Raw genomic sequence first — 25,255 nt, forward strand, 5'->3', positions numbered from 1 at the left:
GGCTCATCGGTAGCGCCTCCGGTTGAGTTCGGCGAGCACGTTGTCGAGCGACGCCGAACCCTGCCAGGGCTCGACCGCGACGCCGAGGTCGCGCAGCTCCATCACGGTGTTGGCGCGCGCGAGCCGCCACAGCCGCTCCGCGTAGGGCGTCCAATGTGTCCGGTCAGGCGGCGAGACGTGCGGCGGGAGGGTGTCGACGCAGAGCACGGGCCGGCCGGCGCGGGCGATCGCGGCGATGAGGGCGACCGAGCGGTCGGTCAAGAGCGGTGTGAACACCACGTTCAGGCTGCGCTGCCCGGCGAGCTGGCGACGCAGCATCTCGGGCGAGGGCGGGAGCGGGTCCGGCGGCATGTCGACCGAGGCGAGCCAGCGGAGCGTCGCGGCGGCGTGCCTCCTGCCGGCCCCGGCGCGCATACGGCGGCCGCGCGCGCCGAACTCGACGCAGGCAACGCGGTCGCCTTGGAGGGCGTAGTGGGAGGCCACGGCCCCGGCCGCGCGCACGGTGAGGTCCGCGATCGAGGCGGCGCCGTCCAGGCCGCCGGAGACCCCGGCCTCGACTTGGAGGTCGAGGACCAGGGTCACGTCCGTGTCGCGTTCGGACAGGGTGGCGTTGACGTAGAGGTCCTGGGTGCGCATCGAGGTGCGCCAGTCGATGCGGCGCAGGCGGTCGCCGGGCTGGTAGAGGCGGACTTCGGCGAGCTCGCCGGAGTCGCCGCCGCGCCGGGAGCGGTGCACGCCCGTGACGCCGTCGGCGAACGGCAGGGACTCGGCGGAGTCGAACCAGTCGGGGACCGGCAGGACCCAGACCGTCGCGCCCGGCAGGCGCTGCACGGTGGTCTCGAGCAGGCCCCCGCACGCGATCGAACGGACGTGGATCGGCCCGAGGTGGTGGCCGCCCCAGCGCCGGGCCCGCCCGGCGACGACCATGTCGCGGCCGGAGGAGGCGCCGATGCGTTCGGCGAAGTCGCCCTTGCCGGTGTGCAGGTCGATCCAGGGATCGGCGGCGGCCGTGACGAGCGTGGTGATCGGGACCGGCTCGGGGTTGACGACGGTGAGGCTCGCGGCCGCGGTCGCGCCTTCGGCGGTGGTCGCGTCGTCGTGCGGGACGAGCCTGGCCTCGGGCGGGTGCGTGGGCCGGCGCTGGAGGAGCAGCGCGGTGCCGATGGCGAAGGGCGTGGCGATGAGCACGAGGTCGATCCGGCCGAACGCGACCGCGACGAGCAGGCAGACGGCGACGAGCGCGACCGCCCGCGTCAGGGCCGGCGTGCGACGCCACGTGACGGGCGGCTCGGTCGGCGCCTTGCGGACCGTCTGCGGGTTGTCGGTGCGCAGGTTGAGCGCGGGATTCCCGGCGAGACTCATTGCGGAACTGTGTAAGTGGGGGCCTGAGCGGTCTGCGGCGCCTCCACGCCGTGGCAGATGTCGGCGACGACGGCGGCCGGATCGATGCGGCGCATCCAGAGCTCGGGCTTGAGGGTGATGCGGTGGGCCAGAGCCGCGCCAGCGACGCCCTTGACGTCGTCGGGGGTCACGAAGTCGCGTCCGGAGAGGACGGCCAGCGCGCGCGAGGCGAGCAGCAGGGCGAGCGACCCGCGGGGCGAGGCGCCGACCTGGACCTGGGCGTGGCCGCGGGTGGCGGCGGTGATGGCGACCATGTAGCGGCCGACGGAGTCCTCGACGGTGACGTTCTCCAGGGCCCGCTGCATGGCGACCAGGGTGGGGGCGTCGATGACCGGCGCGAGGTCCACGGTCTCGGCCCGGCGTGAGAGGCGGCGCTGCAGGACCTCCCACTCCTCGTCGGGGGTGGGGTAGCCGAAGGAGACGCGGAGCAGGAAGCGGTCGAGCTGCGCTTCGGGCAGCTGGTAGGTGCCCTCGAACTCGACGGGGTTGGAGGTGGCGAGGACGGTGAACGGGTTCGGCAGCAGGTGGGTCTCGCCTTCGACCGAGACCTGGCGCTCCTGCATGGCCTCGAGGAGGGCGGACTGGGTCTTGGGGGGCGTCCGGTTGATCTCGTCGGCGAGGAGGAGGTTGGTGTGGACGGGGCCCTTGCGGTAGACGAATTCGCCGCTCTTCTGGTTGTAGAGCAGCGAACCGGTGACGTCGGCGGGCAGCAGGTCGGGGGTGAACTGCAGGCGGCGGAAGTCGAGGCCGAGGCTCTGGGCGAAGCAGCGGGCCGTGAGCGTCTTGCCGAGGCCGGGGAGGTCTTCGAGGAGGATGTGGCCGCCGGCGAGGATCCCGGCGAGCACCAGTCTCAGCGGCTCGTCCTTGCCGACGATGACCGTCTGGACGGATTTGAGGACCGCGCTCGCGTGGTCGGCGACCTGGTCGAGGCTGATGGACGGGGCGTCAGACATTAAATCTCCTCGATGGCTTTCAGGTGTTCGCCGAGCTGCCGAGGGGTCGGGCAGTCGGGCGTGGGTTCGGTGAGGAACAGGAAGGCGGGCTCGCCGAGCAGGGCGCGGCACTGGTCCGGCTGGCCGGTGAGCGAGAGGCCGCGTCGCAGTCGGAGGCGCTCGGAGGCGACCTCGACGAGTTGCTGCTTCGCGTTGGTGGCTTCGAAGCGGCCGGGTTTGGCCTCGGCGAAGATGAGCCGGTCCTCCCAGCGGTTGACCTCGGAGAAGGGCCGCCAGCTGGGTTCGTTGACCGCGCGGGTGACGATCGGCGGGGCCTGCTCGGTGTCGGCGCGCATCCCGTTCACCACGGAGTTGGCGAGCAGGCCGGCCAGGGCGAGCAGGACCAGTTGCCAGATCGCGAAGTCGACGCCCGAGATCAGGGCGGCGGCCCAGAACAGGAAGGCCAGGGCGACGGCTCCGACCGCGGGCCACAGCTTGAGGGGCCCGAAGGGCGCGAGGAACTCGTTCATCGGGCCTGCCTGACGCCGAGCTGGGCCTGGAGCGCGATGAGCGCGTCGCGGGCTTGGTCGCGGTCGGCCTCGCCGACCTGGTGCGGGGAGTAGCGGGCCCGGAGGTAGGCCTCGGAGAGCCGGCGCAGCGCGCCGCCGTCGAGCTCGTGCCGGACCAGGAGTTTCCTGACGAGATCCGCTGGGGTGTCGGAGGATTCGCGTTCGATGCCGACGGCTTCGGAGGCGCGCTCGAAGTGCAGCCAGCAGGCCATGATGGCCGCCCGGGGGTCGGTGCCGAGGTTCATCTCGGCGAGCGCGGCGTTGACGGCCTCCTCGACGAGCGTGAAGTCCCGGTGCAGGTATTCGGGTTCGGGGTCGCCGATGCCGCTGCTCGGCGGCGCGTGGACCAGCCACTCGATGAGGCGGCGGGTGAGGAACAGCAGCAGGAAGAACGCGGGGACGCCCACGAGCAGGCCGAGTACCACCCAGGAGACCCAGGACGGCAGCGTGTAGCTCTCGCGCGGCTCGCCCGTTCCCAGCTCGGTGGGCAGCTCCGGTGTCGGCTCCTGTTGCGCCGGGGGCGATTCCCCCTCGCCCGTCGCCGCGGGAAGCTCCGCTTTCTCCCACTGCAGCCCGGCCCCCTGCGCGGCCAACCCGACCACCAGCAACGCGGCCACGACCACGACGATCGGCAGCCAGCGCCGCATCACCGCGGATCGACGCCGCTGCGTATCGGGTTGCGCCATACGGGACCTCAAGGGGTGCTCAACGGTCGGGGTTACGCGCCCCACCCTATGCCAACCACGCTGCAACCGCCTACCAGCCCAAAGCGCACAACGTGTCGGTGCGCGCAAATCCCGAATGCAAGGAACATAGCCGTGTAGCGTTGCGTTTATTGCGAATGATTCGTATAATTCATTTAGGAGGTGCAGCATGACTAGACCCCTGATAGTCAGCTCCGTACAGCCGGAAGAGGTAGATGCCGAGACGGTTCAGCGCGCCCTTCGGCGAATCAAGGACTTTCTCGTGAAGCAGCATGAGACCGAACTGGTCGAGATTCTCGTGGAGCACGGGCAGACTTCGCTGATCCTGCCACGACCGACGGTGACACTGTTTGCTCAGATCCTCACCCAGTTGGCCGACGGGCGAGGCGTATCGGTCATTCCTTCCGAAGCCGAACTGACAACACAGCAGGCCGCAGACCTTCTCGGGGTCTCCCGGCCGTACATGATCCGTCTCCTTGAGAAGGAGAAGATCCCACATCGCAAGATCGGAAGGCACCGACGGGTACCGCTGGCCGAGATCCTGGCCTATCAGCGGCGCGACGATGAACATCGTCGCAAAGCGGTCGACGAGCTCGGCGAGCTGGGCCAGGAGCTAGGGACCTGACTGTGCCGCTTCGGGCGATATACGACGCGAACGTTCTCTATCCGAATACGCTGCGCGACATTCTCATCCGTGTCGCCCAGGAGGGCCTTGTCCAGGCGCGATGGACCGATCGGATCCTCGATGAGATGCAAAATGCGCTCACGAGGACTCGGACATCCCGCCGGGGAAGCTCCTTCGGCTTCGGGAACTCGTGATCGCTTCCTTGCGGGACTGCCTGGTCGAAGGGTACGAACCGCTGATCGATGCGCTCAACCTCCCAGACAAGGATGACCGGCATGTACTCGCGGCGGCGATCGCCTGCCGCGCCAATACCATCGTCACTTTCAATCTGAAGGACTTCCCGTCTGAGTGCTTGGCTCCGTTCGGAATCGAAGCATGGAGTCCCGACGAATTCCTCCTGGAAATGATTGACCTCGACGCAAAACGCGTGTGGGGATGCCTGCAGCGCATTGCCGACTTGCGCCGCACGCCTCCTGCGACCATCGAAGACGTTCTCGGGCAACTCGAACAATCCGGCCTAATTGAAGCCGCCGCAGCTCTCCGTCTTAGTTGACCAGCCGAACGGCCCGGCACAGCGGGGGTAAGTCAGGCGAAGCGGGTGACGAAGCGGCGTTGCCAGGGGGTTTCCACTGCTTTCTGGGCGTAGTGCTCGCGGATGAAGGCGACCGCTTCGGTTGCGGGAACGCCGTCGAGGATGGCGAGGCAGGCGAGGGCGGTGCCGGTGCGGCCGTGGCCTCCGTGGCAGGCGAATTCGACGCGTTCGGTCGCGGCGCGGGCCCAGGCTTCGCGGAGGGCTTCGGCGAAGGCGGCCTTGTCGCTCGGGAGCCGGAAGTCCGGCCAGCGGATCCACTTGGATTCCCAAGCGACCGCGGGCGGTTCCTTGCCGAGGAGGTAGAGCGCGAACTGCGGCGTCGGTCCGTCCGGCAGGGGCCGGGCGAGTCCGCGGCCGCGGACGGTGCGCCCGGACGGCAGGCGCAGGACGCCGGGGGCCGCGGGATCCCAGGTTTGGTTCATCCTCAGGAATCTACTGCGCGGCAACGACTTGGAGATCGGCTGCAATGCATCACGTACCGGGCTGCTATTGCGAGGCCAGCAGCGAGTCTTCTTGGGGGATCTCCCGGAGTCTCCGCAGTGGTGTGCGCAGCAGCGGCAGGCACCCGGCGAAGAGCATCGCGGCCGCGATCAGGAGGGCGACGCGGGCGCTGAGCAGGTCGCCGGTGAGGCCGCCGACGATCGAACCGACCACCAGCCCGGCCCAGCAGATCACGCGCTGCGTCGCGCCGACCCGACCCTGCATGTCGTCCGGGGTCACCGCCTGTCGGTAGCTGATGACGTTCACGTTGAACACGACGATCGCCGCCACGTACACGACCTGCCCGGCGAAGGCCACCGCAGCGCCCCAGCCGGGGCCGGAGGCGGCCACGATCGCCATGCCCGGCCCTGAGATCGCCAGCGCCGCAATCGCGGTCGGGCCGACGCCCGCGCGCTTGGAGATGCGGCCGACCAGCATCGCACCGAGCACGCCGCCGACCCCGGAACCCGCGAGGACGAACCCGGCGACCTCGCTCGACTGGCCCGCTTCGCGGATGAGGAACACCATGAGCATGGCTTGGAAGGCGCCGATCGACAGGTTGCACCAGGCGCTCACGAGGGCGATGTTCCGCAGGATCGTGTCGCCGAAGATGAACTTGAAGCCCTGGACGATCTCGCCCCAGAGGTGCGGCTTCTCGGGCAGTTCCGGTTCGTCTTCGCGGTACTCGATCCGGGCGACGGAGAAGGCCGACACTGCGAACGACACCACCGCCACGATGATCGCGACCGGAGCGGTCAGCAGCGATACCAGCGGACCGGCGGCCAGCGGCCCGCCTGTGTCGGAGGCCGATCGAATCCCCTGGATCCGCGAGTTGCCGCCGGCGAGGCGCTTGTTGTCGATCAGCCTGGGCACGAAGCTGTTCTGCGCGACATCGAAGAACACCGAGGTCAGCCCGAGCAGGAACATCGCCGCGTAGACGTGCCAGACGGTCACCATGTCGAGCGCCCACGCGACCGGGACGCTCAACATCACCACCGCTCTGAGGATCTCGCTGACCACGATGATCGGCTTGTCCCGCATCCGGTCGACCCAGACGCCGACCAGCAGCCCGAACATGACCAGCGCGATCTGGTCCATCGCGTACAGAACCCCGATCTGGGTCTCGCTGAGGTCCAGGACGACGACCGCGATGATCGAGATCGAGAAGTACGCGACCTGCAGACCGATCTGGCTCGCTCCGACGGAGACGAAGATCTTCCGGTAGTCGGGGTTGCGGAACATGGATTTGGGACTGGGCTTGGAATCGGGTCGGGGTTCGGTCATCAGGGCGGACCTTCTCAACAGATGGCGGGCGGGGTCAGGCGCCGAACGCGACGAAGGGATGCCAGGGACGGTGCTCCCCCACGGCCGCAAGGGCTTCGGCCGGAGTCGCGCCTGCGGCGCAGCGGCGGTGGTAGTCGATCATCATCTCGGCGGCCATCTCGTCGGGGACTTTGGCGAGGCTCGACACCACGGTCGACGTGCCCGCATGCAGGAGCGCGGCAGTGAAGCCGAGCGTCTCGTTTCCGACCTCGACAGTGGAGCGGCCGAGATCGCACGCCGACAAGACCACCTGCGTGGGAGGCTGGTCGAGCCCGAGAAGCTCGTACGCGTTGAGTGGACCCAGCCCGAAATCCAAGCGAGAGAACAGGACGTTGTCCGGCTCATGGTGCCCGTGCGCGGCGAGGTGCGCGACCGAAGCGCCGTCGAGGGCCTTGAGCACCTCCTCGGGGTCGGATCGCTCAGCGCGGATCAACTTCGCGTCACGGTAGAGGCCACCGATCGACGCGATCTCGCTGTCCGCCCGGACGAGCCGAGGCCCGGCCGCGACGAGCGCGGGGCCGTTCGCGGCGGGACGATGAACCGCGCGCCACCAAACTTCGGCTGAGGGGACGACCGTCAGGGGGCGGCCCCGCAGCGGAGGAAGCAGCGGCCACGGCACCCACGCGAGTTTGCTGTGCGGGATCATGACGACCTGCCGGTCGCCGACATAGTCGGCGATCGGTGTCCAGATCCCTTCGGCCAGCGCGGCGGCATTTCGGCGCATGGAACCTTCGACGCTCTGCCGGAGGCGCTCCGGGTGGTGGAACGTCCGTCTGAGTGCATCGAGGTCGGCGCCGAGCCGTCGTTCGAGTTCAGTCGCATCGGCGAGCGGCATGAGCTGCACATGCCGCAGCGCCACACCACCGGCGAGGACCGCACGAACCATCCCGCCGACTTCGAATAGGCTCACCACAGCGGTTTCTCGAGACCTCGCCAGCTCGTGGATCTCTTCCGGCGCGATCCGCTCGGCCTGTTCTCTCGGACCGGGCTTGGCGCGGTCGTGGTCGCGGATCTCGGCTTCGAGTTCGCTGACATACGCGAGTATCTCGGCGGCATCCTTACCTTCGACCTGGAGATCCCAGAGTTCTTGACGTGCTTGCCGAAGGCGACCGAGCGCCTCGAGCGCGTCGGGGTGGGCGGACGACTTGACCGGCGGGATGCGCAGCGCCTGTGCGCGGCAGCGCTCCGCCCATCGCAGCATGTCGGCGGGGGTGCCGTGATTGGTCGTATGAGTCAGGCCCTTGCTCGACAACTGGACGCCGAGTGCCGAGACTCCCGCCTGGAACTCGACCGACCCGAACGTGGTCCGGTACTCGTCGAGGAGGTCGAGACCGGTCTGAAGCCCGGGCATGGGGTCGAGTCCGCGGGCGGTCGCGAGTTCCGCCGTCGCCAGGCAGCGCGCCAGGCCCTCGGACAGTACGTCGTATCCGGGACCGCCCGGCTCTTCCTGCAGCAGTTCCTCGATGCCGTCGAGGTCCCCCGCCCTGATCTTCGCGCGGATCGCCAGGATTTTCGCCTGTCCGAGTCTGAGCGTCCAATCGCGCTGCTCGAGCGCATCGCAAAGCCGCTGCACCTTGTCCGCGAAACCAGGCCCTTCGTTCTTCGAATCGAACTGCCCTTGGAGGATCAGGAGGCGTGCCAGAAACGCCATCGGTTCATTGCCCTGCTCGTATAGGGAGTTCATCGCACGGCGTGCCCATTGCTCGGCCACTTCGAAGTTGTCCCATTCGAATGCGGCCACCGCCCGCCAGAATTCGGAGATGGCGGCGCTGCTGCGGTCCCCGGCGAGCCGCTGTGTGGCGATCGCGGCCTCCCAGCGTTCCGCCGACTGCCGCCACAGACCGACGTGCAGCAGGGCGACGGCATACGACCCGTCGATGAAGGACTCGAGTTCCGGTGCGTACCTCCGGTACTGCTCGCGAACCTCGTCCAGGCCGCTCAAGGCCTTGTGGACTTCGCCGAGGTCGAGCCGGATCAGCGCCTCGATATGGATCGCCTTGGCCCGGTTGATGGGAATGTCGACTCGCTTGTAGACCTCGATTGCACGTTGAATGTCCTCGAGTGCCCGGTGCCGCTCGCCCAGGTCGCGCCAGAGCGAACCCCGGTTGTGGAAGAGGGCGGCGTGCATGTAGTCGGGGCCGTTCGCCGCCAGGTGCGGCTCGGCCTCCTCAAACCATCGCAAGGCGTCGGAGAGCCGGCCGCTCTGCCAGAGGTTGTAGGCGCGCTGGTGCAGCAGCACGCCTCGGTCGACCGGGGCGACGAACCCGTCCGCGAGGTCGAGCAGCCGCAACCCCTCCGCGGAATCTCCGAGGAGCGCCAGGTCGACCGACAGCACCATGATGATCTTCGCCGTCAGCCGTGCCCGTGCAGTGCCCGGTTCGGGAAGACGCGCAGGTTCCCAGTCGAGCAGGTCTAGCGCCTCTCTCAACACCGCGGCCGATTCGGCGATACGGCCTCGGCGGTTCAAGCGCTGGCCACGTGTGAACAGACGCCAAGCGCGATGAAGCATTCTTCACATGTTACAGACGAACGGCCGGTGTCACGACCACCGCTGGGAGCCCTTCCCTTTGCAGGACTTCGCCGGGACGAATCACGAGTTGGAACATCTCGTCATTGGGAAGGCCCTCGAGAACGAACCTTCCGCTCTCGTCAGTCGAAGCCCTCCGAGTCCCCTGCGGGCTTCTGAGCTCGACGGCATAGGTCCCCTCAGGGCCTATCCAGCCGTCGAGACGGATTTCCTGAACAGCGGAGGGCCGAGGTGTGACCATCACCGTGACTGTCTCGCAGTCGAAGGTGATCGAGGCGGGATCTCCCTGGTTCACCGTCATTTCGGTGTCCCCGCGCATCAGTGCCGTTTCAGCGGGGCGGAACACCGAAGCGACTTTGGCGTCCATCAATGCCTCGAGTTCAAGCACGAACTGCACTCGCTCATTCAGATCGTTCGGGATCGGATCGTCCCGATGGTGCAGTTCGTTGATGACCGACAGAATCCGCTCGTCGCAGGAGTCCATCGGTTCGAACTCTCCCTGGTTCCCAGTCTCAGGTTTCATCTGCATCCCGCTCCTCACCTGAAGCCCAGGACGGATCATCCATGAGCGTCTTCCTCAGTTTGTCCAAGCAGCGGCCCCGAGTGGGTCCGATGCTCCCCCTTTTCATCCCGAGTGCCTCGGAGATGTGGTCGTAATCGGGCCGGGCGACCGCCGCTATGAAGGCGAGCAGTCGCCGGCACCGTTCTGATTGGGCAAGAAACGCCCGGCGCACGGCCTCGCGCTCGGCATCGCGGACCATGCCGTCTTCGATGCCCTCGATGACCGGCTCCTGAATGTCGAGCGGGTCTGAGGCGACTTCGCGCTTCGCGTGTCCGGCGACCTTCCATGCCTCCCGGTTGACCGTGGTGAGCAGCCACTTGGTCAACGCGCGCGGCTGGTTCAGCCCGTTCTCGGTGCGCCACAGTCGGAGCCATGCGGTCTGCACCACGTCAGCGGCGCTGTCGCGGTCGAGGCCGGCGCGCCGGGCCGCCCGCCAGAGCAACTCGTTGAGTTCCTCGAACAGGATGCGCTGCGCGACACGGTCCCCGGCACGCGCAGCCGTGTAGAGCTGCGCGTGCCGTTCGTAGTCGACCGCTACCGAGTGAGCTGAAGTCGCGTTCATGAATTCAGGCTAGCGACTCTTCAGCCGCGTTAGCGCCGCGTGCGCGCGCTCGGCCGCCTTGACCGCATCTTGAACCTCTTCCACGCCGGACTCCGACATTGCATTCAGCAGGTACGCTGCTGCGACCGGGGCCGCGAACGAGGTGCCACTCCAGACCGCGTAACCGGAGGAGAAGTCGTCGAAGTCGTAGCTCTCGCGAAAGCGGTTCCGCATGGTGGACTTCGATCGGCGCTCGGGTTCCAGCGAACCCTCGGCCTCGCACGGGTACGTGCTCACCAACCCGGCCCCGGTGGCGTAGCACGAGACCCACGGGCCCTCGTTCGAAAACATCGCGATCTCCAAGTTGGGGTTCAGCGCCCCAACGCTCAGGATCGGCGCCGCGTTCTGGGGCTGCTCGTGCGCCGCATAAGCCGCGGGGTAGAACGGCCGGTCTGAGGACTGGTTACCGGCGGCAGCGACCACCGGGATGCCCAGTTTGGCCAGCCGGTCCACCGCACCACCCATCCAGCCGCCCGGGATGTCGTCGGCGGATTCGTCCACATAGCCTGTCGCGAGAACGACCGCGTCCACCGCGAAAGCCTCGGCGTCGCCCGCACGAGCTGCTTCGACCTGGTCCGCGACATGGTGGAGCGCGCCGATGATCTCGTGTTCGTAGGAGAGCCCGTCATTGTGGACCACCCGCAGCGAGTAGACCTGGACGTCCGGGGACATCTGACGCAGCAACCCGGTGATGAAGGTGCCGTGACCGAAGTGGCTGGCGACTTCGCCGATAAGGGTCGGCTCGTGGACCGGGCCGTCCCAAGGGTCGTCGAGGGGCGGCGCGGGCGAGTCGTTGTGCTCGCCGAGTCTGGTCTGGAAGGCGTGGTCGACGACCACGAAGGTGTCCTTGCTCTCCGTCCGGTCAGAGATGTCGAAGGCGGGGTGACCACTAGGGACACCCGTGTCCAACATGGCAACGCGGAGACGCCGGTCGAGCTTCCTCCGTTCGGGCATCGGGGCGACCATGTCGACTGGGACGCGGCCGAGCGAGAAGCGGTGGCCGCCACCGATCGGGGGCTCGCCGGTGCCGACACTGGGGCCGCCGCCTTTGGAGCAGATCATCAGGTGCTCCAAGCGGACCTTGGCGAGCAGGTCCTCCGGGAGGCTCTCATCGCTGGTGTCAGTCTTCAGCCGTTGGAGTAGGGACCAGGCGTCGACGCCGGCCTGATCGCCGTGAGTGCTCACGACCGGAACGCGGTACGGGCCCTGGCCGGTGACGATGGCGCTCGCGGCCTGGCTCTCCAGCGACATGCCCGACGGGCGGACGGCACCTTCGAGACGGCGGCGGGCCTCGTCGTCGTGGATGACCGACTCGTCCACGAGCAGACGGTCGTACCGGTAGATGGTCCCGACCGGGGCGGACTGGCCCGCAGTGCGGACGACCTGGCCGGGGGCCAGGACGCGGCCGCCGTGGCGGTCCAGCGTGGAGTAGGACAGCTCGGGCACGCCGCTCATGTGGTCGCGACGGGGGTTGGGCTTCAGATGGGGTTCGTGATCGGCGAACACCAATCGCATGGGAGCTCCTCTGCTTGTCTCGGGGGTCTATTCGGTTGTTCGGTGAGGAGGGGGATCCTTCGCGATCCATTCTCCTCGCCCATCGCCACGCGCAGGGTTCACGCGTAGCGCCGATAGGTCGGGAGGCACTCAAGCCCGGAATGCCGTGAACGCCACGGGCTGGACGGGTATCACGTCATTCACCAGGGAAGAGACCGCCGAGTCCGTTCGGATACTCGGACGCTCGGGGATTTTGAAGTTGGCACATCTACAACATGTATGAAAGCCGAACGACCGCGCGGGCGATCGAAAGCGCCGGCGCGGTCGTGAGGTCTCGGATTCGGTTGTGGCCCTGTGGATTACTTGTTCGCGGGCGCGTCTTCCTCATCGTCTTCGATGATCTCGACGATGGGCTCGTCGTCCCAGGTCTCGATGTCGAACTCGCCGTCGCGGACGCCGTCGACGAAGGCCTCCCACTCGGACGGGGTGTAGATGAGGATGTCGCCTTCGGGGTCCTCGGCCATGCGGAGGGCGACCAGGCCGTTGTCGGCGTAGCCGATCTCGAGCGCGGCGGGCGTCCCGTCCTCGTGGGTGGTGCGTTCCCAACGGGCGGTGGCAGTGTCGAATTCGCCCTTGAGCGGGTGCTCACGCTTCGTCATGGCCCAAGCATAAAAGGGCCCGAGCCGAGCGATCGAGGGCCCTCACCGCAGTCAGTGCAGCCCGAGCATTCGCCATCTCACTCGTATTCGCTCCAGTCCTCCGGTTCGAGGCCATCGCGAAGGGTTCCCTCCAGCAGGTCGGTTTCCCGTTGGAGATCCGCTCGCGCTTCGGGTGTACCCATCGTTGCCCGAACCTCGGACCAGAACGCCTCGGTTTCGGCGGTTTCGATTGCGCGCCTCAGGACCTCGACCATCGTGATGTGTTGGCGGCTTGCCAGGTTCACAATGCGGTCTCGCAGCTCGACCGGCACTTCGATAGTCACCATGACAGTCATTCCAAGAGCATTTCGCACCAACCGTCCTCGCGCAGACGAGGGGCCCGGACCGTTCGGTCCGGGCCCCTCGTCTGCGGTGGCGTCGGCCAGCCTCAGCGATGCCAATTCATGGCTCGCAAGCTTCGCCAAGAGTGCTTGCGAGCCGTCCGTCAGCCCTGGTGGGGGTAGCGGTAGTCGGTGGGCGGGAGGAAGTTCTCCTTGATGGAGCGCGGGCTGACCCAGCGGACGAGGTTCTGCCAGGAGCCGGCCTTGTCGTTGGTGCCCGAGCCGCGAGAACCGCCGAAGGGCTGCTGGCCAACGACGGCGCCGGTGGGCTTGTCGTTGATGTAGTAGTTGCCTGCGGCGTAACGGAGTTCCTCGCTGGCGCGGGCGATCGCGGCCCGGTCGGTGGCGAAGACCGCGCCGGTGAGGGCGTAGGGCGCGATGTCGGCGGCCTGGCGGACCACCGCGTCGAAGTCGTTGTCGTCGTAGACGTAGACGCCGTTGATCGGCCCGAAGTACTCGTCGGTGAACAGCTCGTGCGTCGGGTCGGTGGACTCGATGAGCGTGGGCTGCACGAAGAAGCCCTGCGAGTCGTCGGCGGTGCCGCCGGTGAGAACGGTGGCCTTCGCGTCGCCTTGCAGGCGTTCGAAGAGCGCGGTGTGCTTGGCGAAGGCTCGCCCGTCGATCACGGCGCCGCCGAAGTGCGAGAAGTCGGTGACGTCGCCGTAGCCGATGTCCTCGGTCATGCCGACCACCGCGTCGCGGAGGCCGTTCTTCCACAGCGAGGCCGGGACGTAGCTGCGCGAGAGCGCCGAACACTTCTGGCCCTGGTACTCGTACGCGCCGCGCACCATCGCCACGGCGAGCGACTGGAGGTCCGCGCTCGGGTGGGCGACGATGAAGTCCTTGCCGCCGGTCTCGCCGACCAGGCGCGGGTACGTGCGGTACCCGGCGATGTTCTGGCCGACCGTCTGCCACAGGTGCTGGAAGGTCCTGGTGGAGCCGGTGAAGTGGATGCCGCCGAGGTCGGGGTCGAGGAGCGCGGCCTCGCTGTGCTCGCCCACGCCGGTGACCATGTTGATCACGCCGTGGGGCAGGCCCGCCTCGAGGAGCACCTTCATGATGAAGTGCGCCGCGAACTGCTGGGTCGGCGAGGGCTTCCACACGACGGTGTTGCCCATGAGCGCCGGGGCCGTCGGGAGGTTCCCCGCGATGGCGGTGAAGTTGAACGGGGTGATCGCCAGGACGAACCCGTCGAGGGGCCGGTGGTCGGTGCGGTTCCACAGGCCCTTGGAGGAGTTCGGCTGCTGCCGGTAGATGCCCTCGGCGAAGCTGACGTTGAAGCGGAGGAAGTCGATGAGCTCGCACGCGGCGTCGATCTCGGCCTGCGTCGCGGTCTTCGACTGGCCCAGCATGGTCGCGCCGTTGAGCACGTCGCGGTACGGTCCGGCGATGAGCTCGGCGGCACGCAGGAAGATCGCGGCGCGGTCGGCGAAGTCGGTGCGGATCCAGTCGTGGCGGGCGGCCTTGGCCGCGGCGACCGCCTCGGACCACTCGCCGCGGGTGGCCTCGCGGGTGACGCCGAGGACGTGGGCGCGGTTGTGCGGCTGGACCACCTTGATCTCGGCACCCGTGCCGCGCCGCCACTCGCCGGAGAGGTTGAGGTCGAGTTCGAGCTGGGTGCCGGCGAGTTCGGCGAGCTTCTTCTGGAGGCTTTCGCGCTCAGGAGTGCCAGGTGCGTATGAATTGACCGGTTCGTTCTCCGGAGTGGGGACCGTAAACAAGGCGTCCATCGCGCCCTCCCAATGATTCGATGGCTACTTCGATTTAATGACTTTGATCAGTAGGCTACAAGATGTGCCGCTCTGCCGCCATCCTCGCACAGTTCGAGGCCCGCGACCTGCTGCGATACAAACAAAACCCGGTCCGACAGGGCACCGATTCGCGCAGCCCACACTCGCGGCTCCGCAGGAATGCCCCGGGAACGCAGTACGTACCCTGGGCGGGTGACTGAAACGCAGGGAGCACAGGCGCCAGAGCAGGAAACCGAAGCGGCGGCCGAGACCAGCGCCGCCCCGACCGAGGTCCGACCGGGCCGCGTCGCGCTCTGGGTGCTCGGCGTCGCCGCCGCCCTCTCGCTCGGCGGCGTCGTCTACTCGCTCTACCGCGCCACCGGCATGACCGACGGGCTCGACGACACCGGCATCGTGATCCTGGCGCACAGCCTGTTCAGCCCCATCATCATCGCCGCCTTCGCCGGCGCGGTCGCGGGCGTCGTCACGCCGCGGCTGCTCAAAGGGCCGAAGCGGGCCACCGCCGCGCTCGGCTTCACGATCGTCGGGCTCGCCGCCGCGGCCGTCGCCTACGCGAGCTTCGCCGTCGACGCCTCGATCGCGCTCATCCTGGCGCTCGTGCTGCTCGGCTCGGCGATCATCGGCGGGCTCTTCTCGCTGCCGAGGCGCGGCGTCACCGTCGTCGCCGGCCTGAACGCGACCCTGCTGCTCCTGGTGCTGATGTACGCGCGAGGCATCTTCGAGTCCTCCTCGGTGAGCCTCTTCTCGGACCCGCTCGACCAGTACGGCGCGCTCGGCAGGGCCATCCCGTTCATCGCCGGGCTCGCCTGCGGCATCTGCGCGTTCCTCTACCTGCGCAGGAAGCAGGCAGGAGTGAAGCTCCTCGGGCACCTGGTCGCCGGGGCGATCCCCGGCGGCATCTGGCTGGCCTCCACGGTCATCGCCCAGATCGGCGTCGAGGTGCTCCTCAACACGGGCCTGGACGAGGTCTCGCCGCTCGACTCGGCGTTCCTGGCCCTCAGCTTCCAGTGGCAGTACAACGGGTCGATGACCGCGATGTTCGCCGGAGCGTTCTGCGCCGTCCTCGCCTTCGGGCTGCTGATTCCCAAGGCCCCTAAGGCCAAGGCCGCCAAGAGCTCCTGAAGCTCCGAGGGCGCATACCAGTCGAGCACGTTCGACTCGATCGCCGCGAGGTCCGGCTCATCCGAGGCCAGCTCGGCGGCGATCTCCTCGGCGGCCGACGCGTCGTCCATGTGGATCGCCGCGGCCTTCTTCAGCTTCACGCTGCCGTCGAAATCGGCGGCGGTGCCCTCGGACTGCGCTGACACCAGGTCGTCGGGGACGTCAGCGGAGATCACCACGCGCCTCGCGGGCTGACCCGCGAGTAGCGCGACCGAAGTCATCGCCGCGTCCAAGAACGCCGTGTACTCCAGATCTTCAACATCGGCACCGGGCGCCTCGCGCTCGAGCCAGGCCGTCACCGTGTGGACGACCGACACCGGCTTCACCTCGCCGTCAGCGGCGAGGCGAGCCAGCATCTCCGCGTTCGCGGGTACGTAGATTCGCGTCATGCCCTTAGTTTGCGGCACCGGGCGCGCCGTGGCAGCGCTTGTACTTCTTGCCCGAACCGCACGGGCAGAGCTCGTTCGGCCCGACCTTCTCGGAATGACGCTGACCGGGATTGGCCTGCTGCGCGGGAGGCGCCGTCGAGGCCTTGCGCGGACCGCTGGAGCGGGCCGACTTCGGGGCGACCTTCGCCGCGCCCTTCGAACCCGCGCCCGGGGTGCGCTTCACCGCACGCTTCTGGCCCGGAACCGGCTTCGGCGGGCGCTTGAACACCGCACCGTCCTCGGTCGTCTGCTCCTGGTGCACCGCACCCGAACCGTCCGCGCCGTCGATCGACGGCGCCGACTGCAGCAGCATCTCCGGCTTCTTCAGCGGCTCCAGGCCCCGGATCTGAGCCTCCGGCTCCGCCTGTCCCTCGGTCTTCGGCTTCAGCTCGGCGTTCATGAGGAACCGGACCGACTCCTCCTTGATGCCGTCGAGCATCGTCTGGAACATGTCGAAGGCCTCGCGCTGGTACTCGATCACCGGGTCGCGCTGCGCGTACGCCCGCAGGCTGATGCCCTGCTTGAGGTAGTCCACTTCGTACAGGTGCTCGCGCCACTTCCGGTCGATCGTCTGCAGCAGCACGCGCCGCTCCAACTTGCGGAGGATCTCCTCGCCGAACTCCTCCTCGCGGGTGGCGTAGACGGCGTGCGCGTCCTCCTTCACCGCGGCCAGGAGCGTCTCGGCGTCGAGCTCGGAGCGACCGCCGGCCTTCTTCACGAGGTCCTTGTGGCTCAACTGGATCGGGTAGAGCTGCTTGAACGCGCTCCACAGCTCGTCCAGGTCCCAGTCCTCGGCGTAGCCGTCGGTCGTCGCACCCGCGACATAGGCCTCGAGCGTGTCGTCGATGAAGTGCCCGATCTGCTCGGAGACGTCCTCGCCGTTGAGCACCTTGCGCCGCTCGTCGTAGATGACGGTGCGCTGGTTGTTCATGACCTCGTCGTACTTGAGGACGTTCTTGCGGATCTCGCCGTTGTGGCCCTCGATCTGCGACTGCGCCGACTCGATCTGGCGGGACACGAGCTTCGAGACGATCGGGACGTCATCGGGCACGCGCAGCCGGTTCATCATGGCGCGCACCGCATCGGCGTTGAACCGCTTCATCAGGTCGTCGGAGAGCGACAGGTAGAACCGCGACTCTCCCGGGTCGCCCTGGCGCCCGGCGCGACCGCGCAGCTGGTTGTCGATGCGCCGCGACTCGTGCCGCTCGGTGCCCAGCACGTAGAGCCCGCCGGCGTCCTTGACGTCCTCGGCCTCGGCCTTGGTGGTCTCCTCGAACTTCTCGAGGGCCTCCGCCCAAGCGACCGAATAGGTCTCCTCGTCGGCCTCGTCGACCCCGCGCGCACGCAGGTCCGAAGCGGCCAGGTACTCGGGGTTGCCGCCGAGCATGATGTCGGTGCCGCGACCGGCCATGTTGGTGGCCACGGTGACGGCGCCGCGCTGACCCGCCTGGGCGATGATGTCGGCCTCGCGCGCGTGGTTCTTCGCGTTGAGCACGTTGTGCGGGATGCCGCGCTTCTTCAGGAAGTTCGCGAGCATCTCCGACTTCTCGACCGAGACGGTGCCGACGAGCACCGGCTGGCCGGTCTCGTGGCGCTCGGCGATGTCGTCCACGACCGCTTGGAACTTGGCTTCCTCGGTCTTGTAGATGACGTCCGACTGGTCCTTGCGGATCATCGGCCGGTTCGTCGGGATCGGGATGACGCCCATGCCGTAGACGTTGTTGAACTCGGCGGCCTCGGTCTGGGCCGTACCGGTGATCCCGCCGATCTTGTCGTACATGCGGAAGTAGTTCTGCAGGGTGGTGGTGGCGAAGGTCTGGTTCTCCTGCTTGATGTCCACCTTTTCCTTCGCCTCGATGGCCTGGTGGATGCCCTCGTTGAAGCGGCGGCCCGGCAGCACGCGGCCGGTGAACTCGTCGACGATGAGGACTTCCTTGTCCTCGGAGACGATGTACTCGCGGTTGCGCTCGAACAGCTCGTGCGCCTTGATCGCGTTGTTGAGGTAGCCGACCAGCGGGGTGTTCACCGAGTCGTAGAGGTTCTCGATGCCCAGGCGGTCCTCGACACGGGCCACGCCCGACTCTGTGATCGCGATGGTGCGCTTGCCCTCGTCGACCTCGTAGTGCTCGTCGCGCTTCATCGAGCGCACGATCTCCGCGAACTCCTTGTACCAGCGCGGGGTGTGCTCGGCGGGGCCGGAGATGATGATCGGGGTGCGGGCCTCGTCGACGAGGATCGAGTCCACTTCGTCGACGAGCGCGAAGTGGTGGCCGCGCTGCACGAGGTTGTCGGCCGAGCTGGTCATGTTGTCGCGCAGGTAGTCGAACGCCAGCTCGTTGTTCGTGGAGTACGTGATGTCGCAGTTGTAGGCCTCGCGGTGCTTCTCCGAGCCCTCGCCCGGGAGCACGACGCCGACGGTGAGGCCGAGGAAGCGGTGGATCTCGCCCATCCACTCCGCGTCGCGTCGCACCAGGTAGTCGTTGACGGTGACCTGGTGGACGCCCTTGCCGGTGAGCCCGTTGAGGTAGACCGGGAGCGTCGAGACGAGGGTCTTGCCCTCACCGGTCTTCATCTCGGCGATGTTGCCCTGGTGCAGGGCCGCGCCGCCCATGAGCTGCACGTGGTAGTGCCGCATCCCGCGGACGCGCTTGGCGGCCTCGCGGACGGTGGCGAACGCCTCGGGCAGGAGGTCGTCGGTGGTCTCCCCGTCCTTCAGGCGCTCCTTGTACTCGTCGGTGAGCGCGCGGAGCTCCGCGTCGGTCATCGACTCGTATTCATCTTCCAAGGAGTCGATCGCGTCGGCGATCGCATTGAGCCGCTTGAGCGCACGGCCCTCGCCGGCTCGCAGTACCTTCTCGAACAACGACACGGAAGATCAGCTCCCACAGCAACGTCTCGGCCAAATCGGGTGGATTTCCCGGTCAATAGTACGCGTCGTCGGCGGCTGGCCCCGATGCCCGTTGGTGGGGGCACAATCGGACCCTTTGACATCCTCCCCTCCCTAGAGGGAGGGGATTCCAACCATCGCTGGTTGAGGTTCACGGACGCTCACCCGATGCATCGGGGTCGCCCCTCCGACACCGGCTGATCGCCGGGAGCGAGGTGCCCCGCCCTGTCCTGTCCTGCCGCGATGTTGATAGCTGCGTTGATATCGGCGTTGCACTCGTACCCGCAGGAAACGCAGGAGAACTCGGCTTGGCTCTTGCGCGAGTCCTTCTCGATCCATCCGCAGTGAGAACAACGCAGACTGGTGTAGGGGGCAGGGACGTCCTCGACCCGGCCGGGGCCTTCTGCTCGGTGCGTCGCCGCAACCGGCCCCAGCCCTGAGCCAGGATTGCCCGGTTGAGACCAGCCTTGGCAGCGACGCTCCGGCCCGGCTCGACCGCTTTGCCTCTGGCCGAGCTGGTCATGTTCCTGATGTTCAGCTTCTCGAACCGAATCGTATCGAACTCGGTCGGGAGCATCGTCGAGGTCTTCTCAACCCAGTCGCGGCGCCGAGCCGCCTCTTTGGCCTTGATCTTCGCGGCCTTGGCCTCCGGCAGGCCCCGGCCCTTGGAAAAGCGGAACCGGACCTGACCACAGCCGGGCACATTCGCTCGATGAACGCGCAACTAGTGCACCTGCTGAAACGCGCGGTGTCCGACTACGAACGCGGTCAAGCACAGAAGGACTAGCAGCTTCGCTCCACTTCGCAGGGGCTCACATTCCCCCCTTCCAGGGGAGCGAAGTTCCCTGCGAGAATCGAGGGATGGAACCCGTCACCCTCCGCGCCGACGGCCTGCGACTCGTCGCGTGGGAGCAGCGGCACATGCCCGATCTGGCCCGGATCTACGCCGACCCGCTCATCGAGCGCTTCCTCGTGATGCCGCTGCCGTGGGCCGGCACGGCCCGCGAGCGCTTCGTGTGGCTGCAGGAGCGCCACTGGCAGGCGGGGAACCCCCGCTGGGCCGTCGAGGACGAGGACGGCTCGCTGGTCGGCTCGATGGCGCTCACGAAGTCCTTCCCCTATGAGTCGACGATCACCTACGTGACCGCGCCGTGGGCGCGGGGCCGCGGGGTCGCGCAGCGGGCGATCCGCGCGGCCGTGCAGTTCGGGTTCGACAACCTCGGCGCCAAGCGCATCGCCTGGGACGCGATCGTCGGCAACCACGCGTCGCGGCTCGCCGCGATCCGCACCGGCTTCACCGTCGAGGGCATCGCCCGCAACGGCGTCTACCAACGCGGGGAGTCGAAGGACTGCTGGGTCGGCGGCGTCCTGCCCGGCGAGGTCCGCGGGCGCGAGAACCCGCCCGGAGGCTACGAGATCCTCAAGAAGCAGGCCGGGTTCTTCATGGCCGAACGGCAGGAGCTCGAGACCGACGCGACCGGCCTGCGGCTGCGTCAGATCCGCGAGACGGACCTGGACGACCTCGCGGCGAGCTGCGCGGACGAACTCACGCAGCGGTGGGTGGACCTGCCGAAGCACTACGAGCGCGCGGACGCCGACTGGTGGTTCGGCATTTGCCGCCAGCGCTGGGAGCGCGGCGAGACCGTGCTCTTCGTGCTCGCGGACGATGCGGATCGGTATTGCGGTTCAGTCGAGCTGTCGCTGGGCGCGCTGGGCGAGGCCGAGCTGGCCTACTTCTGCTCGCCGTGGGCGCGCGGCCGAGGCTGGATGACTGCGGCGTCCCGGCGGCTGTGCCGACTCGGTTTCGAGGAGTTGGGCCTGGAGCGGATCGAGTGGCGCGCGGTCGTCGGCAACGAGGCCTCGCGGCGTGTCGCCGAGAAGGTCGGGTTCGCGATCGAGGGCACGCGCAGGCGGATCCCGCACGGCGCCGACGGCCGCCTCGACTCCTGGGTCGGCAGCCTCCTCCCCGAAGACTTGAGCTGAGGCCCGGGACCTGAATCGCATTCCGGGAACGGTTGACGGAACGGTGTCGTCCCTGCTTGTCTGATGGCGTGTATTTCTTCGAGCCCGTCGAGTCGGCGGCGTTCTCACTGCGCGCGGCGCCCGAGGACGCGAAAGTCGACTGCGGATTCGCGCCCGACGCGATCGCAGTGGGGCCCGAAGGCGAGGCGGTCTGGGGCGCGCTGGGCTTCGAGGGCACCGACGTCGTGAACGTCCGGTTCTGGGTCGCCCCCGAGCGCCGCGGCAAGCATCTGGCGGCGTTGATGCTGCGGGCGGCCGCGCCGGGGCTGTTCGCCTCCGGCGCGCGGCGCATCGAGGTGCGGCCGCCGGTGCGCGACCAGGCCGCGATCCGGTCGGCCATGCGCGCCGGGTTCCGGCCCGACGGCGGCGTGGCGCGCGGCGGGGCCTGGGACGGCACCGAGGGGCTGATGCTCGGGCTGCTGCCGATCGACGGGCCGGGTCCTACGCCGCGGGTGCTGCCGGACCTGCCGGGCGGGGTGCTGCAGGACGATCTGATCTCGCTGCGGCCCCTGGCCGTTGACGATTTCGAGGCGCATTTTCGGCACCGTTCCCGGCCGGACGTCTACGCGGGCGCGGTCCTACCGCTGCCGCCGAGCATCGTGGAGGCCCGCGAGGTCTGCGAGTGGCGGGCGGCGATCGACTGGCTGCGAGGGCGCAGCGCGCTCATGGTGATCGACGACGGATCCGGTTATCAGGGCACGATCGGGCTCTACGACGTGGCACGCGTGGTCGGCTCCGGGATGATCGGCTATGACCTTCGTCCCGAGACGCGCGGGCGCGGGTACGCGACACGCGCGGTGCGGCTGGTGCGCCGGTGGGCTTTCAGTGAGGTCGGTCTCGATCGCGTGTGGGCGGGGACCGATGTGCACAACACGGCTTCGCAGGCGGTGCTGCGCCGCGCGGGATTCCGCCTGGAAGGGGTCGAGCGGGGCGGTCTGCCCACGCTCGCGGGCCGCCGGAGGGACACATTGTTGTGGGCTTCACTAAGTAGCGATTGACGTGCAACCCAAGGGGTGGCGTCAGGCGTCGAGGATATAGTGATTGAGTCACTTCGCCTTGTGGAGGAACACCCTTTGAAGCTCATGCCCGTGCGCGCGTTGGCGGTGCTGACCCTGCTGCTCATGGCGGGGGCCTGCGCCGCGCCCCAGACCGGGACGTTCACGCCGGCCCCGATCGTTCCCGAAGTCACAATGGACGCGCTTGCCGAGGCGCAGGATCCGGCCGCGCCGTTCACCCTTTCGGTGGTGGACGGCATCCTCGAAGAGGTCAATGTCACCTCTGACCGCTCCGAGACGATCAACGGCTCGTTCTCGGAGGATCTGACGACGTGGACCTCTGAGGGGATCCTCGACGCCGGTTCGACCCATACGGTCGTCGCGAAGGCCGTCAGCTCCGACGGCACCGTCACCGAGTTCGAGCAGCAGTTCACCACTGAGGCGAAGGAGAGCTCGGGCTTCGAGGTCGCCGACGTCACCCCGGTGGCCGAGGGCGAAGAGGTCGGCGTCGGCGCGCCGATCATCGTCACGTTCACCGAGGACGCCCCCGACCGGGCCGAAGTCGAGAAGCACCTCATCGTCGAGTCCGAGAAGGGCCACGAGGGCGCCTGGCGCTGGATCAGCGACAACCAGGTGATCTACCGCACCAAGGAGTACTGGGACGGCCACCAGACCGTCACGTTCACCGCCGACTTCGAGGGCGAGTTCCTCGGCGACGACACGTGGGGCGGCGAGGACTACACCGCCGAGATGGTCATCGGCGAGTCGCAGATCTCCTACGCCGACTTGGACACCCACACCATGACCGTCGAGGTCGACGGCGAGGTCGCCAAGGAGATGCCGATCAGCGGCGGTTCCGGCGAGGAGTTCGAGTACTACACCGCCACGGGCACCCACCTGGTGATGGAGAAGTTCGCGAAGAAGACCATGGTCTCCCCCGGCAAGGAAGAGGGCGACGAGGGCTACTACTCGACCGACGTCAACTGGGCTACCCGCATCAACGCCTCCGGCGAGTTCGTGCACGGCGCCCCGTGGAACGGCAGCCTGGGATCGGCGAACCTCTCGCACGGCTGCCTGAACGCCAGCGAGTCGGACGCCGAGTGGTTCTACAACATGGCCCAGCGCGGCGACCCGGTCGAGGTCGAGGGCTCCCCGCGCGAGATGCCGTGGGACAACGGCTGGGGCTACTGGGTGATGTCGTACGACGAGTGGAAGGAAGGCTCGGCTCTCTAGGCCGCGCGTTCCTTCACCAGAGTGAACATCGATCGAGGCCCCGGGCTTGCGCCCGGGGCCTCGTCTGGTCTGGATGCCACCCCTCAACAACATCCGGACCGAAGAGGAAAGTCCCCCCTCTTCATCGGCGCCGGTGTGTGCGGCGCCGAGGCGTTCCGGCTAGAGGTCGAGTCGCAGCAGGCCGTAGTCGAAGGCCCGGCGGCGGTAGACGACGGAGGGGCGTCCGCTCTCCTTGTCGTGGAACAGGTAGAAGTCGTGTCCGACCAGCTCCATGTTCTGGAGGGCGTCGTCGACGGTCATCGGCTCGCCGGGGTGGATCTTCTCGCGGACGATCCGGCCCGGGAGGTGGTCCTCGACGAGGCCGTCGAAGTGGTCGACGTCCTCGGAGATGAAGTGCGCGGCGGCGGCGTCCTTGACGGCGGGCTCGGCGAGCAGGGTGCCGCCGTTGAGCTTGCCGTTGCCGTTGCCGTTGGAGGTCGCCTCGGCGACCGACATCGGGGCCTTGGTCCCACCTCGGTGGACGCGCTTGCGGTCGGTGTTCTTGCGGAGCTGGTGCCCGAGCTTGGTCACAGCGAGTTCGAAAGCGGACCGGAAGTCTCCGGCGCAGGCCTCGGCGCGCATGACAGTCCCCTTAGGACGGCAGGTGATCTCCACTCGCTGAGCGTGGTCGGCCTGCCGGGGATTCGGCTCGTGATAGAGCTCGACGTCGATGTCGATCGCTTCCCCGTCGTAACGGGCGAGGTATTTGGCGATCTTGGATTCGATCTTTTCCTCGACGAGCTCGCGGTAGTGGTCGGGAACTTCCACGTTGCGGCCCTTGACGACGATGTCCACCTCTGAACCTCCCAGGTGCATCCCGCGCTACGCGGCGGCGATGCGGACGAAGTTGTGCGTGCTGGGTCCGGAGCCGATGGTCCGGTACGGCGGATGGAGCGACCTCCTCTCACGGGTGGGACGAACTGGGATTCCGCACCTCTGGAACTGGGGGCGTTCACCTTTGAGCCATCTGGCCTCTGTCGTCTCTTTACCGATCTGAGATTTCGAGACTATCCCTTAGCTCACCGAAAGTCGACCCTTCGGCTACCGGAATTCTCCAATGCGAATGGGCGCGCCCGCGCGAATATCGGCGGACCCGAGACAACTCTTCGCATTCACGGCCGAAGCGGCGTACTTCGGGTTGTCGCAGTCTCGGCGAAGCTTGCGAGCCGTAAATCGGTGGAGCGGACACCTGGAGGGGTACCCGCCGGTATCGCCACGTGAACCACATTGGCCCCTTTCATGCGGCGGCGACCGCGATCGCGGCGGGCACTCGGATGCCCGCCTCGCGCAGGAGCGCGGCCGCGGCGGCGAACGTGGCGCCGGTGGTCACGATGTCGTCCACGAGGACCACGGGGCGGGCGGTCGCCGCCAGCGCCGCAGTGCGGCGCGGGACGGCGTGGAGGCTCTTCCGGGCCGCGGCGGCGCGCTGGGCCGGGGTCAGGCCGACCGAGTCGGGGCGGGCCCTCGCACGCAGGCAGGAGCGCAGGTCCCCCAGGCCCGCGCACGCGGTCGCCACGTGGTCGAAGCCGCGGGAGCGGCGGGCGGCGCGGGTGGGCGGGATCGGGACGAGCAGGGCGTTCGGGACCTCGGCGGTGACGACCGCGAGCGCGCGTCCCAGGAGACCGCCGAGTGCGGGGGCGAGTTCGCGGCGGGACCGCTCCTTGTACTCGTTGAGGGCCTCGGCGAGCGCCCCGGCGTAGGGCCCGCCGGCGACCACTGGCGGCGCGGCGCGCACGGCCGGGGTGGCGAGGATCGGGCGGAGGGCGAGCAGGTCGGCGGCGCAGTCGGCGCACAGACCGGTGCCCGCCGCCGGCGCGCTCCGGCAGGAGGCGCAGGCGGCGGGCAGGAACAGGTTCCGGGCGTCCTCGGCGACGTTCACCGGGGACTAAC

23 protein-coding genes and 1 pseudogene are annotated in these 25,255 nt (G+C 68.1%); 6 read left to right on the forward strand and 18 right to left on the reverse strand.

Annotated elements, in window-relative coordinates; all coding sequences use genetic code 11:
• Nucleotides 1–3: 3 nt before the first annotated feature.
• Genes ACFO8M_RS26255 through ACFO8M_RS26270 form a run of 4 tightly spaced genes read right to left on the reverse strand, consistent with a single transcriptional unit; the run spans nt 4 to nt 3,588 of the window.
• Nucleotides 4–1,362: a DUF58 domain-containing protein gene (locus tag ACFO8M_RS26255; protein WP_387980997.1), complete on the reverse strand. Its 1,359-nt coding sequence runs from the start codon at nt 1,360–1,362 to the stop codon at nt 4–6.
• Complete coding sequence (locus tag ACFO8M_RS26260; protein WP_387980998.1) at nt 1,359–2,354, reverse strand: AAA family ATPase; 996 nt, start codon at nt 2,352–2,354, stop codon at nt 1,359–1,361. The genes ACFO8M_RS26255 and ACFO8M_RS26260 overlap by 4 nt, the downstream gene beginning before the upstream one ends.
• Nucleotides 2,354–2,863, reverse strand: coding sequence for a hypothetical protein (locus ACFO8M_RS26265; protein ID WP_387981000.1), 510 nt, complete (start codon nt 2,861–2,863; stop codon nt 2,354–2,356). The genes ACFO8M_RS26260 and ACFO8M_RS26265 overlap by 1 nt, the downstream gene beginning before the upstream one ends.
• Nucleotides 2,860–3,588, reverse strand: coding sequence for a DUF4129 domain-containing protein (locus tag ACFO8M_RS26270; protein WP_387981002.1), 729 nt, complete (start codon nt 3,586–3,588; stop codon nt 2,860–2,862). Before ACFO8M_RS26270 ends, ACFO8M_RS26265 begins: the two co-directional genes overlap by 4 nt.
• 187 nt (nt 3,589–3,775) lie before the next feature.
• On the opposite strand from ACFO8M_RS26270, the gene ACFO8M_RS26275 reads away from it, so the two are divergent.
• Together ACFO8M_RS26275 and ACFO8M_RS26280 are read left to right on the forward strand one after the other, a co-directional pair.
• The gene (locus ACFO8M_RS26275; RefSeq protein WP_387981004.1) at nt 3,776–4,231 is read left to right on the forward strand and encodes a helix-turn-helix domain-containing protein; all 456 of its coding nucleotides are present in this window, start codon (nt 3,776–3,778) and stop codon (nt 4,229–4,231) included.
• A gap of 190 nt (nt 4,232–4,421) precedes the next feature.
• The gene (locus ACFO8M_RS26280; RefSeq protein WP_387981006.1) at nt 4,422–4,784 is read left to right on the forward strand and encodes a hypothetical protein; all 363 of its coding nucleotides are present in this window, start codon (nt 4,422–4,424) and stop codon (nt 4,782–4,784) included.
• Between the two features lie 32 nt (nt 4,785–4,816).
• Here the strand turns inward: ACFO8M_RS26280 and ACFO8M_RS26285 are convergent, their stop codons facing one another.
• From ACFO8M_RS26285 to pruA, 9 genes are all read right to left on the reverse strand, one after another.
• Nucleotides 4,817–5,245, reverse strand: a complete 429-nt coding sequence (locus ACFO8M_RS26285; protein ID WP_387981008.1) for a protein-tyrosine phosphatase family protein — start codon at nt 5,243–5,245, stop codon at nt 4,817–4,819.
• A gap of 64 nt (nt 5,246–5,309) precedes the next feature.
• Nucleotides 5,310–6,587 (reverse strand): MFS transporter, encoded by a 1,278-nt coding sequence (locus ACFO8M_RS26290; RefSeq protein WP_387981009.1) that lies wholly within the window; start codon nt 6,585–6,587, stop codon nt 5,310–5,312.
• A gap of 34 nt (nt 6,588–6,621) precedes the next feature.
• Nucleotides 6,622–9,054, reverse strand: coding sequence for a CHAT domain-containing protein (locus ACFO8M_RS26295; RefSeq protein WP_387981010.1), 2,433 nt, complete (start codon nt 9,052–9,054; stop codon nt 6,622–6,624).
• A gap of 91 nt (nt 9,055–9,145) precedes the next feature.
• Nucleotides 9,146–9,676 (reverse strand): carboxypeptidase regulatory-like domain-containing protein, encoded by a 531-nt coding sequence (locus ACFO8M_RS26300; RefSeq protein ID WP_387981012.1) that lies wholly within the window; start codon nt 9,674–9,676, stop codon nt 9,146–9,148.
• A complete protein-coding gene (locus tag ACFO8M_RS26305; protein ID WP_387981013.1) occupies nt 9,666–10,277 on the reverse strand; it encodes an RNA polymerase sigma factor in 612 nt (203 codons plus the stop codon). Before ACFO8M_RS26305 ends, ACFO8M_RS26300 begins: the two co-directional genes overlap by 11 nt.
• Before the next feature lie 9 nt (nt 10,278–10,286).
• Nucleotides 10,287–11,831, reverse strand: coding sequence for a S8 family peptidase (locus ACFO8M_RS26310; RefSeq protein ID WP_387981014.1), 1,545 nt, complete (start codon nt 11,829–11,831; stop codon nt 10,287–10,289).
• 338 nt (nt 11,832–12,169) lie between these two features.
• A complete protein-coding gene (locus ACFO8M_RS26315; protein WP_387981016.1) occupies nt 12,170–12,469 on the reverse strand; it encodes a DUF397 domain-containing protein in 300 nt (99 codons plus the stop codon).
• 77 nt (nt 12,470–12,546) lie between these two features.
• Nucleotides 12,547–12,804 (reverse strand): hypothetical protein, encoded by a 258-nt coding sequence (locus ACFO8M_RS26320; protein WP_387981018.1) that lies wholly within the window; start codon nt 12,802–12,804, stop codon nt 12,547–12,549.
• A 149-nt stretch (nt 12,805–12,953) separates the two neighbouring features.
• On the reverse strand, nt 12,954–14,579 hold the full coding sequence (pruA, locus tag ACFO8M_RS26325; RefSeq protein WP_387981020.1) for an L-glutamate gamma-semialdehyde dehydrogenase: 1,626 nt from the start codon (nt 14,577–14,579) through the stop codon (nt 12,954–12,956).
• A gap of 213 nt (nt 14,580–14,792) precedes the next feature.
• Here pruA and ACFO8M_RS26330 point away from each other — a divergent pair, with 213 nt between their 5' ends.
• Entirely contained in the window at nt 14,793–15,722 is a 930-nt protein-coding gene (locus ACFO8M_RS26330; RefSeq protein WP_387981021.1) for a hypothetical protein, read from the forward strand.
• Nucleotides 15,723–15,769: 47 nt separating this feature from the next.
• On the opposite strand, the pseudogene ACFO8M_RS26335 reads toward ACFO8M_RS26330, so the two are convergent.
• From ACFO8M_RS26335 to ACFO8M_RS26345, 3 genes and pseudogenes are all read right to left on the reverse strand, one after another.
• Nucleotides 15,770–16,150: pseudogene (locus ACFO8M_RS26335) on the reverse strand (DUF6912 family protein); the annotation flags it as partial.
• 4 nt (nt 16,151–16,154) lie between these two features.
• Nucleotides 16,155–19,058, reverse strand: a complete 2,904-nt coding sequence (gene secA, locus ACFO8M_RS26340) for a preprotein translocase subunit SecA (protein ID WP_387981023.1) — start codon at nt 19,056–19,058, stop codon at nt 16,155–16,157.
• Nucleotides 19,059–19,237: 179 nt separating this feature from the next.
• Nucleotides 19,238–19,510 carry a zinc ribbon domain-containing protein gene (locus ACFO8M_RS26345; protein WP_387981047.1) on the reverse strand — a complete coding sequence of 91 codons (273 nt, stop codon included), beginning with the start codon at nt 19,508–19,510 and terminating at the stop codon, nt 19,238–19,240.
• Nucleotides 19,511–19,937: 427 nt separating this feature from the next.
• Between ACFO8M_RS26345 and ACFO8M_RS26350 the strand changes: the two genes are divergently transcribed.
• The 3 genes from ACFO8M_RS26350 (at nt 19,938) to ACFO8M_RS26360 (ending at nt 23,326) form a co-directional block, all read left to right on the forward strand.
• Nucleotides 19,938–21,059, forward strand: a complete 1,122-nt coding sequence (locus ACFO8M_RS26350) for a GNAT family N-acetyltransferase (protein ID WP_387981025.1) — start codon at nt 19,938–19,940, stop codon at nt 21,057–21,059.
• Between the two features lie 68 nt (nt 21,060–21,127).
• Entirely contained in the window at nt 21,128–22,096 is a 969-nt protein-coding gene (locus ACFO8M_RS26355; protein WP_387981027.1) for a GNAT family N-acetyltransferase, read from the forward strand.
• 84 nt (nt 22,097–22,180) lie between these two features.
• On the forward strand, nt 22,181–23,326 hold the full coding sequence (locus ACFO8M_RS26360; protein WP_387981048.1) for a L,D-transpeptidase: 1,146 nt from the start codon (nt 22,181–22,183) through the stop codon (nt 23,324–23,326).
• Between the two features lie 159 nt (nt 23,327–23,485).
• Here the strand turns inward: ACFO8M_RS26360 and hpf are convergent, their stop codons facing one another.
• Together hpf and ACFO8M_RS26370 are read right to left on the reverse strand one after the other, a co-directional pair.
• On the reverse strand, nt 23,486–24,160 hold the full coding sequence (gene hpf / locus ACFO8M_RS26365; protein ID WP_387981028.1) for a ribosome hibernation-promoting factor, HPF/YfiA family: 675 nt from the start codon (nt 24,158–24,160) through the stop codon (nt 23,486–23,488).
• Nucleotides 24,161–24,602: 442 nt separating this feature from the next.
• On the reverse strand, nt 24,603–25,244 hold the full coding sequence (locus ACFO8M_RS26370; RefSeq protein WP_387981030.1) for a ComF family protein: 642 nt from the start codon (nt 25,242–25,244) through the stop codon (nt 24,603–24,605).
• Nucleotides 25,245–25,255: the final 11 nt, after the last annotated feature.

Source organism: Glycomyces rhizosphaerae, assembly GCF_042647865.1.
Classification (GTDB): Bacteria; Actinomycetota; Actinomycetes; order Mycobacteriales; family Micromonosporaceae; genus Glycomyces; species Glycomyces rhizosphaerae.